Raw genomic sequence first — 16,354 nt, 5'->3', positions numbered from 1 at the left:
ACAATGTCGTATTGGGACCGCGTCCACTCATCACCCCTGGAGGGATCGCACCCCGATCCAGCCGCCCGCCCCGTGGGCCAGGATCCGCCGTCCACTCATCACCCCTGGAGGGATCGCAACACGTCCTCAGGATTCATGACGCGCCTCTTCCAGGGCACACACCCATGGCTCTGGGGATCCGGTCCCGGACATGCGTTCCTCCGCTCCGCACGCTTGGCGCTCGCGGCTACGCGAGCGTGTGATGCGGCATAATCGGGACTATGGCCAGCCGAAACGCGACTCCGCTCGTGCACCCCAGTGCCGAGGAGATGGAGTTCACCACTGTGATGGCGGCCCTCAGTGACCCGGTCAGGTTGGGGATCGTCGCCGCGCTCGCCGACCACCCGGGCACCGCCTGCGGCCGGTTCGACCTGCCCGTGGGCAAGTCCGCGGCCTCACGCCACTTCCGCGTTCTGCGCGAGGCGGGAGTGCTCCACCAGTGGGACGAGGGCACCCGCAGGCGCAACGACCTCCGTCGCGCGGAGTGCGAGCGGCGGTTCCCCGGTGTCCTCGCCCTCGCGGTCGCTGAGGGGCACCGCGTGGGCGGTGTGCGCGTGCTGGGGGAAGAGGGAGCGCCGGTGCGGCAGCAGGCCGGCTGAACGCCACTGCGGTGCCCGTGCGGCGCGCCGCCGGGCGGGTCCCGCGCCCCAGGCAGGGCCGGTGTCACCCCTGCAGGAAACGGGACAGCAGCTCACCCATGGCGGGAGCCCGCTGTTCGGGAACCCGCAGCGCCCGGGCCGGGTCGAACGAGTCCAGAACCGCCCCGATGGCGTCGTTGCTGACCATCGCCAGCCCCAGCACTTGGGCCCCCATCTCCACCGCCGCGATCGTCTCCAGCGCGAACGAGTGCCCCACCAGGTCGGCTCCGGCCATGCGCAGCATCCGCAGTTCGGCGGGAGTCTGCAGGTGCGGCCCGGTGGTGGTCGCGTACACGCCCTCGGTCAGCGAACCGTCGAGGTGCTGGAGCTCCCGGCGCAGCTGCGGGGAGTACGCCTCGCTCAGGTCCACGAAGTCCGCCCCGGACAGCGGCGACGTTCCGGTCAGGTTGATGTGGTCGCGCACCATGACCGGCTGGCCCTCCGCGAAGTCGTTGCGCAACGCCCCCGCCGACCCGGTGAGGACGACGAGTTCGGCACCGGCGGCCACACCGGTGCGTACGGCGTGGGCGACCCGCATGGGGGCGCCGGTCTCGTACAGGTGGGTGCGTCCGAGGAAGACGAGGACACGGGTCGTCCCCAGACGCAGGCTGCGCACCTTGGTGGAGTGGCCCACGGCCGAAGGGGCGGAGAACCCGGAGAGCTCGGTCACATCGAACTCGGTGTCCGGCGTTCCGAGAGAGCCACTGGCGTGGGTCCATCCCGATCCGAGGACCACCACGGCGTCGTAGCCGTCGGTGTCGCACCTGGTCCGTAGTTCGTCCGCCGCGGTCACCGCGAGCGCCTTGGCCTCCGCGGTACGCGTTCCCGAGTGGTAGTGCGTGGGGTCGCTCACACCTGCGGAGCGTACCTGTCCGATCACTGATTATTCATGATTTGTTACTCAGCGTGTTGAAGCGAGGTGTGGCCCATATCGGGAAACGCCGCGCGGCGGCTGCGGCCCGTGCGGCGATGCTGGGTACGGCGGTGCCGCTGAGAACGATGTTTCCCGTAATGAAGGACAATGGGGGTGAGAGGTGAGCGATTCCCCGGGCTGACGCGGAACGGCGAGGCGATCCCGGACGCCGTGGCCGCGGTGAAGGAGTGAGACGGACGTGACGAAAGTCGTGATCATCGGTGGCGGCCCCGGAGGGTACGAGTCCGCCCTGGTTGCCGCCCAGCTCGGCGCCGACGTGACGGTGGTGGACCGCGACGGTATCGGAGGTGCCTGTGTCCTGACGGACTGTGTCCCGTCCAAGACGCTCATCGCCACCTCCGTGCACACGACCTACGTCACGGACTCGTCCAGGCTCGGCGTCAACCTCGGCGGCGAACCCGACCACAAGTGCAGCGTCGAGCCCGACATGGCGGCGGTGAACCCGCGGGTGAAGCGGCTGGCCCGGGCCCAGTCCCAGGACACCTACGCCCGCCTCGTCGCCGAGGGTGTGGAGGTCATCGCGGGGGAGGCCCGGATGGTCGACCCGCGGATCGTCGCGGTGGGCGAGCGTCGCATCCACGCCGACATCGTGCTGGTCTCCACCGGCGCCCACCCGCGCGAGCTCCCCTCGGCCCAGCCGGACGGGGAACGCATCCTGAGCTGGCGCCACCTGTACGACCTGGAGAGCCTGCCGGAGAAACTGATCGTGGTGGGTTCGGGCGTCACCGGCGCCGAGTTCGCCAACGCCTACCAGGCACTGGGTTCCCAGGTGACCCTCGTGTCCTCCCGGGACCGGGTGATGCCCACCCAGGACGCCGACGCGGCCGAGGTGCTGCAGGACGTGTTCGCGCGCCGCGGCATGACCGTGCTCGCCAACACCCGCGCCCAGGCGGTCACCAACACGGGTGACGGGGTGCTGGTGGAGCTGTCCGACGGCAGCCAGATCGAGGGCAGCCACTGCCTGATGACGGTGGGGATGATCCCCAACACCCAGGGCATCGGCCTGGAGGAGACCGGCGTGCACCTGGACCAGGGCGGTTTCGTGCAGGTCGACCGGGTGTCGCGGACCTCGACCCCGGGCGTGTACGCCGCCGGCGACTGCACCGGGGTGAACATGCTGGCGTCGGTGGCGGCCATGCAGGGCCGCATCGCGATGTGGCACGCGCTGGGCGAGGCGGTGTCGCCGCTGAAACTGTCCACCGTGGCCTCGACCGTGTTCACCCACCCGGAGCTGTCCGCGGTGGGGGTGACCGAGGAGGACGTGCGCTCCGGCAAGGTGGACGGGCGCATCGTCACACTGCCGCTGGACACCAACCCGCGCGCGAAGATGAACCGCAGCAAGGACGGCTTCGTCAAGCTGATCTGCCGGCGCCACACCGGGATCGTGCTGGGCGGTGTGATCATCGGCCCCAACGCGAGCGAGCTCATCCTGGGAGTGTCGCTGGCGGTGCAGCAGCGGCTGACCGTGGACGACATCGCGCACACGTTCTCGGTGTACCCGTCCCTGTCCGGCAGTGTCACCGAGGCGGCGCGCTCCCTGATGCAGGCCTCGCCCGAGTGAGCTCGCGCGGCGGCGCCGGGCCGCCGTCCAGGGGTCTAACCGTGCTGCGGTGCGGCCTCCCGCTCGGGGGCGGCCGCCGCACGCTGCGCGCGGTGGGCGCGCCAGGACCACGCCACGGCCGCGGCCCAGGCCAGGGCGACGGCGCCGTAGACGGTGTAGCCCACCGCGGCGTGGTTCTGCGCCCACGCGTTGTCGAGCAGCACGCGCACGTTGGTGACGACGATCATCCCGCCGACCGCCGGGCCCAGTAGGCGCGAGGGCACGGTCCGGGCGAGCCAGGCGGCCATGGGCGCGGCCAGCACACCGCCCAGCAGCATCATGACGACCCAGCCGAGGTTGATGCCGCCCAGCCCCAGGCCGACGGCGAAGCCGGCGCTGCCGGCCAGGACGATGGCGAACTCGCTGGTGCTGATCGACCCGATGACCTTGCGGGGCTCGGCCTTCCCGCTGGCCAGTAGCGCGGTGGTGCCGACCGGGCCCCAGCCGCCCCCGCCGGCGGAGTTCATGAACCCGGCCACGAGCCCCAGCGGCGCGAGGAACGCGGCGCGCAGCGGCCGGTTCAGGGTGGGGCGGGGAACTCCGCCCAGGGTGAACCGCACCAGGATGTAGGTGCCCAGCGCGAGCAGGATGCTCGACATCAGCGGGGCCGCGGCCGCGGTGGAGATCCGGCTGAGCAGTACCGCCCCCGCGAACGCCCCGGCGGCGCCCGGCAGGGTCAGGTGGCGCACGATCCGCCAGTCGACGTTGCCGAACCGCCAGTGGGCGAAGCCCGACGCGAGCTGCGACCCGACCTGCGAGAGGTTCACGGTCGCCGAGGCCAGGGCAGGACCCGTTCCCAGCGTCACCAGGAACGTGGTGGAGGCGACGCCGTACCCCATGCCCAGGCTCCCGTTGATCAGTTGGGCGAGGAGACCGACGAAGCCAAGGAGGACAAGGGTCTGCATGGCCGGGCCTTCGTGGTCGCTTATTTTCTACTTCTTTGGTGGGAATAGTAGAGGATTGGGTGCGTTTCGCCAACCCCGGTTCCCGTTCGGAACGGCGAACGCGCCGGTGGCCGGGCCGGTGGTGCCGGGGCGAGACGTAGTGCTGACCGGGTCGCTAGGCTCGGATGCGCAGCAGCGGTGTTCCCGCGTCCGCCTCAGCGGGGAGGCCGCCCCGGGCCGGCGATGTTCGGCCGGTTCCGCGCGCGCCGTCAGCGGCGCGTGAACCCGGACCAACCACGAGAAACGGAGTACGACGTTGGCGTCGATCGAGTCAGTGCAGGGACGGGAGATCCTCGACTCCCGGGGCAATCCCACGGTTGAGGTCGAGGTCCTGCTCGACGACGGGACCACCGCCACGGCGGCTGTTCCCAGCGGTGCCTCCACCGGCCAGTTCGAAGCGGTCGAGCTGCGGGACGGCGGCGACCGCTACGGCGGCAAGGGCGTGGAGAACGCCGTAGCCGCCGTCAACGACGAGATCTCCGACGAGATCCTCGGATTCACCCCCGACGACCAGCGGCTCATCGACCGCGCGCTGCTCGACCTGGACGGCACCGCGGGCCTGTCCCGGATCGGCGCCAACGCGGCGCTGGGGACCTCGCTGGCCGTCGCCCGAGCCGCGTCCGAGAGCCTGGACCTGCCGCTGTTCCGCTACATCGGCGGTCCCAACGCCCACGTCCTGCCCGTGCCGATGATGAACATCCTGAACGGTGGTGCGCACGCCGACACCAACGTCGACATCCAGGAGTTCATGATCGCCCCGGTGGGCGCCGCCAGCTTCCGCGAGGCGGTGCGGTGGGGCGCCGAGGTCTACCAGGCGCTCAAGAAGGTGCTGAAGGGCCACGGGCTGGACACCGGCGTCGGCGACGAGGGCGGGTTCGCCCCCAACCTCTCCAGCAACCGGGCCGCGCTCGACCTCATCCTGGAGGCGATCCGCGCCGCCGGCTACACGCCGGGAACCGACATCGCGCTCGCGCTGGACATCGCCGCCAGTGAGTTCCACTCCGAGGGCACCTACCAGTTCGAGGGCCAGAAGCGCACGGCCAGTGACATGGCCCAGTACTACAGCGAGCTGGTGGACTCCTACCCCCTCGTCTCCCTGGAGGACCCGCTGGACGAGGAGGACTGGGACGGCTGGAGCGAGCTCACCGCCGCCCTGGGCGGCCGGGTGCAGATCGTGGGCGACGACCTGTTCGTCACCAACCCCCAGCGGCTGCAGCGCGGCATCGACCAGGGAGCGGGGAACTCGCTACTGGTCAAGGTCAACCAGATCGGCACGCTCACCGAGACCCTGCAGGCGGTCTCCCTCGCGCAGCGCAACGGCTACACCGCCATGATCTCGCACCGGTCCGGGGAGACCGAGGACACCACCATCGCCGACATCGCGGTGGCGACCAACGCCGGCCAGATCAAGACCGGCGCCCCGGCGCGCAGCGAGCGCGTGGCCAAGTACAACCAGCTGCTGCGGATCGAGGAGGAGCTGGACGACGCCGCCGTGTACGCGGGTGCGTCGGCCTTCCCGCGCGCGGCGGGCCGGAAGTAGGCTGACGGGCCGTGCCTGAGGATTCCCCACAGCCCAAGCGTTCGCGCGGTTCCCGCCCGGGTGGGGCGGGGCCGCGCCCCGCGCGCGGTCAGGGCCGCGGGGGCCGGGCCGGGGCGGGACGGCTGCTTCCGTCCCGCCCCGCGCTGACCAGCCGCGCCGCGATACTGGCGCTGGTGGTGTGCGCGATAGCGCTGAGCCTCGCCTATCCGTTGCGGGAGTACATCGCCCAGCGTTCCGAGATCGCCCAGCTGCGGGCGGAACGCGAGGAGACCCGCGAGAAGGTGGAGGAGCTGAGGGAGCGCCGCGAGCGGCTGCAGGACCCCGACTACATCGAACGCGAGGCCCGCTCCCGGTTGCACTACCAGTACCCGGGGGAGCACTCCTACGTCATCGTGTCCGGCACGGAGGGCGACGAGGACGGCGAGGATGCCGAGGAGAAGTCCCAACCGTGGTTCAGCCGGCTGTGGGAGTCGGTGCGGGAGGCCGACGAGCCCGGCCCTGACGCGGAGGAGATCCCCGAGGCGCAGCCACCCGAGCGGTGAGGGGCGCCGCACCGCGGCCGTGCCGCGTCCCCCTCCGGGGCGGGGATAACCTGGACAGGTTATGACTACCCCTGATGACCACGGTGAGGCGCGTTCGGACCGGGAAGGGCCCGCCCCCGAGGACGCCGCCGCCGTCGAGGAACAGCTCGGGCGCCCGCCGCGCGGCCTGCGCGCCGTGGCGCACCGCTGCCCGTGCGGCCTTCCGGACGTGGTGCGCACCGCACCGCGCCTGGAAGACGGGACCCCCTTCCCGACGCTGTACTACGTGACCTGTCCGCGTGTCGCTTCCGCCGTCGGCACCTTGGAGTCCGAGGGCGTGATGCGCACGATGACCGAACGGCTGGACACGGAACCGGAGCTGCGGGCGTCCTACGAGCGGGCGCACGAGGCCTACCTGGCGGCGCGCACCGAACAGGCCCGCGCCGACGGCGGCGACCCGCTGCCCGAGGGGATGCAGAGCGCGGGCGGCATGCCCACCCGCGTGAAGTGCTTGCACGCGCTGGTCGGCCACGAGCTGGCCGAGCCCGGAACGAACCCGCTGGGCCGGGAGGCGCTGGAGGCGCTGCCCGACTGGTGGCGCGACGGGCCGTGCGTGGCAACGGAACACGGCGCCGCCGCGTGCGCGGGCGCCGACGACGACAGTGAAGGGAACGAAGAGTGAGCAGCGTAGCGGCCGTGGACTGCGGCACGAACTCGATCCGCCTGCTCATCTCCAACGTGCTCGCGTTGGAGGACGGCGAGGTGCAGCTGCTCGACATCGAGCGGCGTATGGAGGTGGTGCGGCTCGGCCAGGGTGTGGACCGCACCGGGGCGTTCGCCCCGGAGGCCTTGGAACGCACCTTCACCGTGCTGCGCGAGTACGCCGAGCTGATGCGGGACAACGGCGTGGAGCTCGGCCCGGACGCGGTGCGGATGGCGGCGACGAGCGCCACGCGCGACGCGTCCAACCGCCAGGAGTTCATCGACGGGGTGCGCGAGATCCTCGGGATCGAGCCCGAGATCATCAGCGGGGACGAGGAGGCGGAACTGTCGTTCGTCGGCGCCACGGCCGAGATCGAGGCCGCCGGCGCCCCGCAGGGGGCCGAGACCGCCGGCGGCGCGCCCGTGCAGCGCCCGTTCCTCGTGGTGGACACCGGCGGGGGCTCCACCGAGTTCGTGCTGGGCTACGCCGAGGCCGACGAGGCGGGGGCGGTGCGCGCGGCGCGGTCGGTGGACGTGGGGTGCGTCCGGCTGACGGAGCGGCACTTCACCACCGACCCGCCCGCGGAGGACCAGGTCGCCGCGGCCCGGGCCGACATCGACGCGGCGCTGGAGGAAGCGGCGCGCACGGTGCCGCTGGACGACGCGGCGACGGTGGTGTGCGTCGCTGGGACCGCCACGACGGTGGCCGGTATCGCGCTGGACCTGCCGAGCTACGACGCCGAGCGGATCCACCACACGTGGGTGTCCGCGCGCCGGATGGGGGAGATCTCCCGGGAGCTGCTGGCGATGCCGCACGAGCAGCGCGCCGCGATCGGGGTGATGCACCCGGGACGGGTGGACGTGATCGCCGCGGGCGCGCTGGTCCTGGAGCGGGTGATGGTCCGGACCGGCGCCGGTGGTTTCCTCACCAGTGAACACGACATCCTGGACGGGCTCGCCTGGAGCCTGTGCCTGCCCGATCCCGAGGACGAGGAGAGCGACGTCTCCGGTCCGTAGCCGGGCGGCCGCGCCGGGTTCCCCGTCCGAGAGTGAGACGGATCACTCCTGAGAACGCGCGTGAAACCATTCACAACCGCGCTGAGCTGGACAGAAGAGGTATACCCGCGTTCTACGATGGTCTAAACCTTTCATGTTCGTTCCTTCCTTGACAGGGGAGGCTTGTGAAAGAATGCACAAGCATGGATGGCGGAAGCAGTCCCGGCTAGACAAGAAGAAATAGCTTTCTTTCCCTAGAAAGCCGACAGGAAGATGACAGTCAAAGAAGACTTACCGATTTTCGTACTCCCGGTGGGGAGTGCGAAGCGGGGATCTAAGGCGGATGCGCGATGACCCAGAGCAGGAACTACCGGCTGGTGCACGGTGGCGGTGACGAGTCCGAGATACCGCACGTACTGGTCGTCGGGGGCGGCTATCTCGGGATGCACACCGCGAAGCGGCTGGAACGCAAGCTCGGACCGGGAGAGGCCCGGATCACGGTGGTCGACCCGAACTCCTACATGACCTATCAGCCGTTCCTCCCCGAACTGGCGGCGGGCAGTATCTCGCCACGACACGCTGTCGTCCCACTGCGCAAGGTCCTGAAACGCACACGCGTGCTCAACGGCCGGGTCATCCGTATCGACCACGCCGGGCGCACGGTCGACTTCGAACCCAACGAGGGCGACCCCTACCAGATCAGCTACGACCACATCGTGATGGCCGCGGGGGCGATCTCCCGGACGCTGCCGATCCCGGGACTGGCCGAGTCCGGCATCGGCATCAAGACCGTGGAAGAGGCCGCCTACCTGCGCAACCACGTGCTGGAGCAGCTCAACATCGCCGACTCCACCGACGACCTCGAGGTGCGCCGCAAGGCCCTCAACTTCGTGTTCGTCGGCGGCGGCTTCGCCGGGGCAGAGGCCATCGGCGAGCTGGAGGACCTGGCGCGCGACGCCACACGGATCTACTCCTCGATCGGTATCGACGACCTGAGGTTCTACCTGATCGAGGCGGCGGACAAGATCTTCCCCGAGGTCGGTCCCGAGGTCGGCACGAAGTCGATGAACCAGTTCAAACAGCGCGGCATCGACGTGCGGCTGTCCACGTTCCTGGAGTCGGCCGTCGACGGGCACATCAAGCTCAGCGACGGGACCGAGTTCGACGCGGGCACCCTCGTGTGGACCGCCGGGGTCAAGCCCAGCCCCGTGCTGCAGGCCAGCGACCTCCCGCTCGGCGCCAAGGGCCACGCCGACACCAGCGAGTACCTCACCATCAACGGGGTGGAGAACGCGTTCGCGGGCGGCGACAGCGCCCAGGTGCCGGACGGCAACGGCGGCTTCTACCCGCCCAACGCGCAGAACGCCGTACGCCAGGCCCCGGTGCTGGCCGACAACGTCATCGCGGCCCTGCGCGGCAAGGAGATGAAGCCCTACCGGCACACCAACCTCGGCGCGGTGGCCGGGCTCGGGCTGCACAAGGGCGCGGCCCAGCTCTTCGGCAAGATCAAGCTGACCGGCCGCCCCGCCTGGTACGCCCACCGGGCCTACCACCTGTTCGCGGTCCCCACGTTCAACCGCAAGCTGCGGGTCCTGGCCGACTGGACGCTCGGTCTGCTCCTGCGGCGCGACTTCACCGCGCTGCCGGAGATGGGCGAGCCGCACCAGGCGTTCGAGGAGGCCGCCAATCCCCAGGTCGCCAACGGGCAGCTGCTGCGCCGCGCGAGCTGAGCCTGGCCGGACGACGGCACGGCCGGAGCCCCGACCCGTTCGCGTCGGGCCCGGCCGTGCCGTTTTTTCGTGCCCGGAACCGATGCGAATCCTGCCGAATGCACCAAGACGGGTATGATGGTGGGGCCCCCGTAGCCCAACGGTAGAGGCAGGCCCCCTAAAAGGGTCACAAGTGTCGGTTCGAACCCGACCGGGGGTACCAGGCGACCAGGGACGACTCCCGTGGTCCACCCCGAGCGGCGCCGACGGGCGATGTCCGCACCGCGGTGTTCAGCGCTCGAACTCCAGCAGCAGCTGGAGGTGGGCGAACAGCCGCTCGTTGGACTCCGACAGGTCCAGCCCGCTCACGGACTCCGCCCGGCGCACCCGGTACCGCAGCGTGTTCGGGTGGATGTGCAGCTGCCGCGCCGCCTGCCGCACGTCCCCGAACGCCGTGAAGTAGGCCACCAGGGAACGCACCAGCTGCGACCCGGTCGCCGTGTCGTACTCCACCAGCGCCGTGACCCGCGGGTCACGCAGCTCCGGCACGTTGCGCAGGTGCGCGAGCGTCTCGCTCACCAGCACGCGCGAACGCACGTCCGCGATCGTGGCGGGATTCACATCCACCCGCATGTCGCGTCCCACCGCGTCGAGGATCCGGTCCGCCTCGTGCCGCGACCGCCACACGTCGTCCAGCGCCTCCACCAGGGAACCCACCGCCGCCTGGACCGGAACCCCCAGCGCGTGCTGCGCGGCCCGGACCGTCTTGTGGGTCAGCGCCCGCACCGAGGAGTCGGCGCCGTCGGCCCCTCCGGACACCTCCGGCAGCAGCGCGTACACCCGGCCCCCCAGCGCGGTCGTCAGCGCCGACCGCCGGTAGGCGGCGGTGTGCACCGAGATCAGGTCCACCAGCCTGCGGCGGTTCAGCTCTTGACCGGAGCGGTCCCGCCCGGCCCCCTCCGGGGACCCGTTCCCCTCCCGTGCGGGCGAGGGAAGCGCGAACGCCACCACCAGCGCGGAACACTGCGGGGACACCTCGACGGTGTCGGCGAGCGCCGCCGCCTCGATCCGCCCCTCCAACAGGCCGCTCAGCAGGTCCTCCCGCAGCCGTAGCCCGAACGTCATCTCGCTGCGGTGCCGCAGCATGTGCAGGGCCGTCATCCGCGCCGCCCCGAGCAGCGCCTCCTCCGCGCCGGCCGCCAGCGGCTGTTGGGTCTCCTGCACCCAGATGGTCCCCAACGGCTGCGAACCCGCGTGGATGCCGACCGCGAGGCGCCGGCGGATGCCCAGTTCGGGGCGCTCGTCGATGTGCACCACCTCCTCGCCCGACCGCAGCCGGGAGAACACGCCCCAGTCCCGCAGCAGCGCCAGGTACTGTTCCGGCCCCTGGCGGCCCAGCACGGACAGCTGACGCAGCTCGTCGGCCTCCTCCCCGCCGGAGTAGGCCAGCACCCGGCTGGCCGCGTCCTCGATACTGACCAGACCGCCGGTGAGCGTCGCGATCGTCTGCGCCAGTGAGAACAGGTCCCCGGCCGCGTCCAGGTCGGTGGCCGACGGAAGCCGGGCGTCGTCCAGCACGCCCCGGCACAGGGACTGCAGCTGCTCCCACCGCACGTCCGGACGTACTGACAGCAGCGCGACCCCGCTCTCCCGGGCGACGGTCCGCAACCGTTCCACCGCCTCCTCCGGGAACGGCTGCTGGCCCGGCGTGAGACCGTTCCCGTGGTCACCCGGCGCCGTACTCGCCCGGGTCTTGACCGCGACCGCCGAGGCGCCGCGGCGGGCCGCCGACCGCACCAGGTGCCGCGCCGCGTCCCCCCGCGCCCCGATGAGCAGCGCCAGGTCCAGCGGGCCCGCCTCCGCCTGGTCGTCCGGATCCACGATCACGATGTTGTCCACCCGCACGTCCAACCCCGCCGGGGCGGCCAGAACCCGGACCAGCGGGTCGCCGACGGCGAGCAGGAGCTGACGCAGCGGGATGCCGGGCCCCTCGTCCTCCGCGGCCGTCCCACCGTCCGGACCGGGCGTTTCGTCCATGATCCCTCCGCGTTTGTTCTACCGGCCAAGCCACCGTGTCCAAGAGTGGGCGCTTCCATAACGACACCCGGCGTGTTCGCTCCTAACGTTAGCCCTGATCATCCGCTTTCACGCCAGGGAGGTGCCATGGACGCGGCCACGAACGTCCCCACACCGGCGAACGAACCCGTACTCACGTACGCTCCGGGAACGCCGGAACGCGCGGAGCTGGCCGAACGGCTGGGCAAGATGGCCAGCGAGCTGGTCGAACTGCCGATGGCGATCGGCGGCGAACGCCGCATGGGCGGCGGCGAACGCATCAACGTTGTCCAACCGCACAAAACAGCGCACGTGTTGGGCACCATGGGCAACGCGACCCACGAGGACGCCCGCGCCGCCGTGGATGCCGCGAAACGCGCCGCACCGGCCTGGCGCGCCATGCCGTTCGACGAACGCGCCGCCATCCTGCTGCGCGCCGCCGACCTGGTATCCGGACCGTGGCGCCAGACCATCAACGCCGCCACGATGCTGGGCCAGTCCAAGACCGTCGTCCAGTCCGAGATCGACGCGGTGTGTGAGCTCGTCGACTTCTGGCGCTACAACGTCGCCTACGCGCGCCGCCTGATGGGCGAACAGCCCTACAGCCCGGCCGGCCAGTGGAACCGGATGGAGCAGCGGCCGCTGGAGGGCTTCGTCTACGCGGTGACCCCGTTCAACTTCACCGCCATCGCCGGCAACCTCCCCACCGCCCCCGCCCTCATGGGCAACGTCGTGGTGTGGAAACCCTCCCCGACCCAGCAGCTCGCCGCCGAGATGACCATGCGCGTGCTGGAAGCGGCCGGCATGCCCCCCGGCGTGATCAACATGGTCACCGGCGACGGCCACGCCGTCTCCGACGTCGCCCTGGACGACCCCGACCTGGCCGGGGTGCACTTCACCGGCTCCACGCGCACCTTCCAGCACCTGTGGCGCGCCGTCGGCGAGAACATCGCCACCTACCGCAGCTACCCCCGCATCGTCGGGGAGACCGGCGGCAAGGACTTCATCGTCGCCCACTCCTCCGCGGACCCGGACGCGCTGCGCACCTCGATCGTCCGCGGCGCCTTCGAGTTCCAGGGCCAGAAGTGCTCGGCGGCCTCCCGGGTGTTCGTCGCCCGCTCGGTGTGGGAGCGGATGCGCGACGACCTCGTCTCCGAGGTGGAACAGCTTCCCATGGGCGACGTCACCGACTTCGGCAACTTCATGGGCGCCGTCATCGACCGCCGGTCGTTCGACAAGCTCAGCGGCGTGCTGGAGCGGGTCAAGGACGACCCGACCCTGGAGGTGCTGGCGGGCGGCACCGCCGACGACACCCACGGCTACTTCGTGCGTCCCACCGTGCTGCTGGGCACCGACCCGGACAACGAGGTGTTCCGCGACGAGTACTTCGGACCCGTCGTCGCCGTGCACGTCTACGACGACGAGGACTACGAGCGCATCCTGCACGTCGTGGACCAGGGGTCGGGCTACGCCCTGACCGGGGCCGTGCACGCCACCGACCGCGCGGCGGTGGACAAGGCCCAGGAGGTGCTGCGCTTCGCCGCCGGCAACTTCTACGTCAACGACAAACCCACCGGGTCGGTGGTCGGCCAGCAGCCCTTCGGCGGCGCCCGCGCCTCGGGCACCAACGACAAGGCCGGCTCGGCCCAGAACCTGGCGCGCTGGGCCAGCCCCCGCGCGATCAAGGAGACCTTCGTCCCCCCGACATCCTCCGGCTACCCCCACCAGGGGTAACGAGCGGGTACCACCCGGGGCCCGGGCACCCGTTCGCCCGGGACCCGTACCACCGGTCACACACACGAGGTCGCACATGCTTCGCACATTCCTCCTGGCGGCGGCGCGCTCCACCACCTGCCGCACCCTGGTCGAACGCACCCCCGTGACCCGGGGGCTCGTCTCGCGTTTCGTCGCCGGCTCGACCCTGGAGTCGGCGCTCCCCGCTGTCGCGGACATCACCCGCGACCGCCTCGTCACCCTGGACCACCTGGGGGAGGACGTCACCGACGCCGCCCAGGCGGAGACCACCGTGACCGCCTACACCCGGCTGCTGAAGGAACTCTCCGACGCCGGGCTCGCCGACCGCGCCGAAGTGTCGATGAAGCTCTCCGCCGTGGGGCAGTTCCTGCCCGGGGACGGGGAGAAGATCGCGCTGGAGAACGCCCGGCGCGTCTGCCAGGCCGCCGAGGAGGCCGGCACCACCGTCACCCTCGACATGGAGGACCACACCACCGTCGACTCGACCCTGTCCATCCTGCGCGAGCTCCGCGCCGACTTCGACGGGGTGGGAGCGGTGCTGCAGGCCTACCTGCACCGCACCGAGGCCGACTGCCGCGACCTGCGCCAGGCGGGATCGCGGGTGCGGCTGTGCAAGGGCGCCTACGACGAGCCGGCCTCGGTCGCCTACCGGAGCAAGGCCGACATCGACCGGGCGTACGTGCGGTGCATGCGCACCCTGATGGAGGGGGACGGCTATCCCATGATCGCCACCCACGACCCGCGCATGGTGGCGATCGCCGGGAAACTCGCCGAGACCACCGGCCGCACGGCGGACAGCTACGAGTACCAGATGCTGTACGGAATCCGGGACGCGGAGCAGACCCGGCTGGCCGCCAACGGCAACCGCATGCGGGTGTACGTCCCCTACGGCGACCAGTGGTACGGCTACTTCATGCGCCGACTCGCCGAACGGCCCGCCAACCTCACGTTCTTCCTGCGCTCCCTGGTGAGCAGGGGCTGAGGCCGGGCGTGGCGGACGGCGCGCCCGGCCCGTAACCGGGGTGCTGCTGTCGGGAACCCGGGGCGGGGGACAGTGCGTTAGGTTTAAGGCAGCACGCGTCACGCCCTGGAAAGGCTTGTGAGACATCATGCGGATGAGGAGTTCCAACCCCGCGCTCAAGCGGGTGATGCAGCCCGGTCAGGCCGGATACGGGCAGGCCCACCAGATGCCCTACGGCCAGCCGGGCTACGCGCAACCCGGATACGGTCAGGGCTACCAGCAGCCCTACGCGGGATCCCCCCAGCCGGGCCAGCACCCCGGCGGCACGGCTCCCGGCGGCGGGCGGATGACCATTGACGACGTGGTCATGCGCACCGGGATGACGCTCGGGATGGTGGTGCTGACCGCCGTGGCGAACTTCTTCCTGTTCGACCCCCAGAACCCCGGCCTCGGGATGCTGCTGACGATCGGCGGCGCCCTCGGCGGCCTGGTCCTGGGCCTGGTCATCGCGTTCAAACAGTCCACGAACCCGGCGCTGATCCTCACCTACGCCGCGCTGGAGGGGCTGTTCGTCGGCGGGATCAGCCGCTTCTTCGAGCTGGCGGCGGGAGCGGCCACCGGCGCACTGGTCACCCAGGCGGTACTGGGGACCCTGATCGCGTTCGGCGCGACACTGGGGCTGTACCGCACGGGCGTCATCCGGGTGACGAACACCTTCGTGAAGGTCGTGTCGGCGGCGCTGGTCGCCGCCCTGGTGCTGGTCCTGGTGAACCTGGTGGCCAGCTTCTTCATCGACGGCGGCCTGGGGCTGCGCTCGGCGGGCCCGCTGGGAGTGGTCTTCACCCTCGGGATGATCATCCTGGCCTGCGCCGTGCTGGCGATGGACTTCAAGGGCATCGAGGACGGACTGGCCATGGGCGTCCCGAACCAGATGGCCTGGCACTTCGCCTTCGGTCTCACCGTCACCCTGGTGTGGCTCTACATCGAGATCCTGCGCCTGCTGTGGATGCTCTACGCCATCTTCGGCGGCGAATAAGTCCCCCTCAGACAGCGTGCTCACGCCCCCGTCCGATTCCCGGGCGGGGGCGTTGCGCTGCGGTCGGTGGCGTCGCGATCCGCCAGACCGTGATCCTCGCCGTCCACGGGACCGGGCGGTCATGTGCTCGCGGTGGCCCTGTACCTCGGTTCCCCCGTCGGAGGATTCGCGAGTCCCGAGTCCGCGGACCGGCCTCGAGCCCGTGGAGCTGGCTCATGCGCCGCGATCGGGCCAACGACGGGTGCAGCACCGCATAGACCTCCCATGGGGAGGTCGCTAACATGGCCTTCCTGCTCTCTCTCCTCCCCCAGGAGCTACGACATGAAGGTCCGCTTCGCCCGGTGGCTCAGTTCCCTTTTCCTCGGTATCGGACTGGCACTGGTGCTCTTCGGCATCTGGCTCTCGGTCCGGTACGACGTGGGGACCGGCCTGTCGGCCATCATCCCGTCCCTGGTCGTCTTCGGCTTCGGTCTGGCCTACCGGAGCATGCCCTACTTCACCCTCACCAACGACCGGCTCGTTGTCCCGATCATGCGCGGCCCCAAGGCGATCACCGCCCTACCTCCCCGCGCCCGGATCGACGCGAGCGGAACGCGCCTGGTCATGACCACCGGCAAAAGCCGCATCGTCCTGCCCGTCTACCGCGGCATGGCCCACCCCGACGACTGGGCCGCCCTGCGGAACTCCCTCACACAGGAGCAGGGCACCGAGGCCTCCTGACCGGGCCGGCGCCGTGCCCCGATGATGGGACCCCGGACCGCGAGGGAGCTGGTTCACGTGCTGTGCGGCCTGTCGCCGCTATCGTGACGTGGGAAGGGAACTGCCGTGAGTCGGGATGCGTCAGCCGTGGGCGACTCCACCCAGGGCGAGCGCGGTTTCCTCACCTTCGACCGCGGAGTGGACCGCGTTCCTGCACGCCGCCAC

At 70.8% G+C, this 16,354-nt stretch carries 14 protein-coding genes and 1 tRNA gene; 12 read left to right on the top strand and 3 right to left on the bottom strand.

Features of this window, described 5'->3' with window-relative positions:
• Window positions 1-260: 260 nt before the first annotated feature.
• A complete protein-coding gene (locus FHX37_RS14290; protein WP_141924368.1) occupies window positions 261-638 on the top strand; it encodes an ArsR/SmtB family transcription factor in 378 nt (125 codons plus the stop codon).
• A gap of 64 nt (window positions 639-702) precedes the next feature.
• On the opposite strand, the gene FHX37_RS14285 is transcribed toward FHX37_RS14290, so the two are convergent.
• The gene (locus FHX37_RS14285) at window positions 703-1,530 is read right to left on the bottom strand and encodes a purine-nucleoside phosphorylase (RefSeq protein ID WP_141924367.1); all 828 of its coding nucleotides are present in this window, start codon (window positions 1,528-1,530) and stop codon (window positions 703-705) included.
• Window positions 1,531-1,789: 259 nt separating this feature from the next.
• On the opposite strand from FHX37_RS14285, the gene FHX37_RS14280 reads away from it, so the two are divergent.
• Entirely contained in the window at window positions 1,790-3,172 is a 1,383-nt protein-coding gene (locus tag FHX37_RS14280; RefSeq protein WP_141924366.1) for an NAD(P)H-quinone dehydrogenase, read from the top strand.
• Window positions 3,173-3,207: 35 nt separating this feature from the next.
• On the opposite strand, the gene FHX37_RS14275 is transcribed toward FHX37_RS14280, so the two are convergent.
• Window positions 3,208-4,116 (bottom strand): sulfite exporter TauE/SafE family protein, encoded by a 909-nt coding sequence (locus FHX37_RS14275; protein ID WP_141924365.1) that lies wholly within the window; start codon window positions 4,114-4,116, stop codon window positions 3,208-3,210.
• A 295-nt stretch (window positions 4,117-4,411) separates the two neighbouring features.
• Between FHX37_RS14275 and eno the strand changes: the two genes are divergently transcribed.
• The 6 genes from eno (at window position 4,412) to FHX37_RS14245 (ending at window position 9,846) form a co-directional block, all read left to right on the top strand.
• Window positions 4,412-5,695 (top strand): phosphopyruvate hydratase, encoded by a 1,284-nt coding sequence (eno, locus tag FHX37_RS14270; RefSeq protein WP_141924364.1) that lies wholly within the window; start codon window positions 4,412-4,414, stop codon window positions 5,693-5,695.
• 11 nt (window positions 5,696-5,706) lie between these two features.
• Window positions 5,707-6,237 carry an FtsB family cell division protein gene (locus FHX37_RS14265; protein WP_246062289.1) on the top strand — a complete coding sequence of 177 codons (531 nt, stop codon included), beginning with the start codon at window positions 5,707-5,709 and terminating at the stop codon, window positions 6,235-6,237.
• Window positions 6,238-6,298: 61 nt separating this feature from the next.
• Window positions 6,299-6,898, top strand: coding sequence for a DUF501 domain-containing protein (locus tag FHX37_RS14260; RefSeq protein WP_141924363.1), 600 nt, complete (start codon window positions 6,299-6,301; stop codon window positions 6,896-6,898).
• Window positions 6,895-7,935 (top strand): Ppx/GppA phosphatase family protein, encoded by a 1,041-nt coding sequence (locus FHX37_RS14255; protein ID WP_141924362.1) that lies wholly within the window; start codon window positions 6,895-6,897, stop codon window positions 7,933-7,935. The genes FHX37_RS14260 and FHX37_RS14255 overlap by 4 nt, the downstream gene beginning before the upstream one ends.
• Before the next feature lie 329 nt (window positions 7,936-8,264).
• The gene (locus FHX37_RS14250) at window positions 8,265-9,644 is read left to right on the top strand and encodes an NAD(P)/FAD-dependent oxidoreductase (protein WP_141924361.1); all 1,380 of its coding nucleotides are present in this window, start codon (window positions 8,265-8,267) and stop codon (window positions 9,642-9,644) included.
• Between the two features lie 125 nt (window positions 9,645-9,769).
• Window positions 9,770-9,846: transfer RNA gene (locus tag FHX37_RS14245), tRNA-Leu, on the top strand.
• Between the two features lie 68 nt (window positions 9,847-9,914).
• Here FHX37_RS14245 and FHX37_RS14240 read toward each other — a convergent pair.
• Window positions 9,915-11,660, bottom strand: a complete 1,746-nt coding sequence (locus tag FHX37_RS14240) for a helix-turn-helix domain-containing protein (protein WP_211351836.1) — start codon at window positions 11,658-11,660, stop codon at window positions 9,915-9,917.
• Between the two features lie 126 nt (window positions 11,661-11,786).
• Between FHX37_RS14240 and pruA the strand changes: the two genes are divergently transcribed.
• From pruA to FHX37_RS14220, 4 genes are all read left to right on the top strand, one after another.
• Window positions 11,787-13,412 carry an L-glutamate gamma-semialdehyde dehydrogenase gene (pruA, locus tag FHX37_RS14235; RefSeq protein ID WP_141924360.1) on the top strand — a complete coding sequence of 542 codons (1,626 nt, stop codon included), beginning with the start codon at window positions 11,787-11,789 and terminating at the stop codon, window positions 13,410-13,412.
• A 76-nt stretch (window positions 13,413-13,488) separates the two neighbouring features.
• Window positions 13,489-14,415, top strand: a complete 927-nt coding sequence (locus FHX37_RS14230; RefSeq protein WP_141924359.1) for a proline dehydrogenase family protein — start codon at window positions 13,489-13,491, stop codon at window positions 14,413-14,415.
• Window positions 14,416-14,542: 127 nt separating this feature from the next.
• Window positions 14,543-15,430, top strand: coding sequence for a Bax inhibitor-1/YccA family protein (locus FHX37_RS14225; RefSeq protein WP_141924358.1), 888 nt, complete (start codon window positions 14,543-14,545; stop codon window positions 15,428-15,430).
• A 321-nt stretch (window positions 15,431-15,751) separates the two neighbouring features.
• Window positions 15,752-16,150 carry a hypothetical protein gene (locus FHX37_RS14220; RefSeq protein ID WP_141924357.1) on the top strand — a complete coding sequence of 133 codons (399 nt, stop codon included), beginning with the start codon at window positions 15,752-15,754 and terminating at the stop codon, window positions 16,148-16,150.
• Window positions 16,151-16,354: the final 204 nt, after the last annotated feature.

It is taken from the genome of Haloactinospora alba (assembly GCF_006717075.1).
GTDB classification, from domain to species: domain Bacteria; phylum Actinomycetota; class Actinomycetes; order Streptosporangiales; family Streptosporangiaceae; genus Haloactinospora; species Haloactinospora alba.
The sequence above is the reverse complement of the archived record's forward strand: the minus strand, read 5'-3'. Positions and strand labels throughout refer to the sequence as shown.

Coding starts and splice junctions, on each gene's coding strand:
- FHX37_RS14290 (WP_141924368.1), top strand. CDS start 261: ATGGCCAGCCGAAACGCGACTCCGCTCGTGCACCCCAGTGCCGAGGAG.
- FHX37_RS14275 (WP_141924365.1), bottom strand. CDS start 4,116: ATGCAGACCCTTGTCCTCCTTGGCTTCGTCGGTCTCCTCGCCCAACTG.
- FHX37_RS14260 (WP_141924363.1), top strand. CDS start 6,299: ATGACTACCCCTGATGACCACGGTGAGGCGCGTTCGGACCGGGAAGGG.
- FHX37_RS14250 (WP_141924361.1), top strand. CDS start 8,265: ATGACCCAGAGCAGGAACTACCGGCTGGTGCACGGTGGCGGTGACGAG.
- FHX37_RS14240 (WP_211351836.1), bottom strand. CDS start 11,660: ATGGACGAAACGCCCGGTCCGGACGGTGGGACGGCCGCGGAGGACGAG.
- pruA (WP_141924360.1), top strand. CDS start 11,787: ATGGACGCGGCCACGAACGTCCCCACACCGGCGAACGAACCCGTACTC.
- FHX37_RS14230 (WP_141924359.1), top strand. CDS start 13,489: ATGCTTCGCACATTCCTCCTGGCGGCGGCGCGCTCCACCACCTGCCGC.
- FHX37_RS14225 (WP_141924358.1), top strand. CDS start 14,543: ATGCGGATGAGGAGTTCCAACCCCGCGCTCAAGCGGGTGATGCAGCCC.
- FHX37_RS14220 (WP_141924357.1), top strand. CDS start 15,752: ATGAAGGTCCGCTTCGCCCGGTGGCTCAGTTCCCTTTTCCTCGGTATC.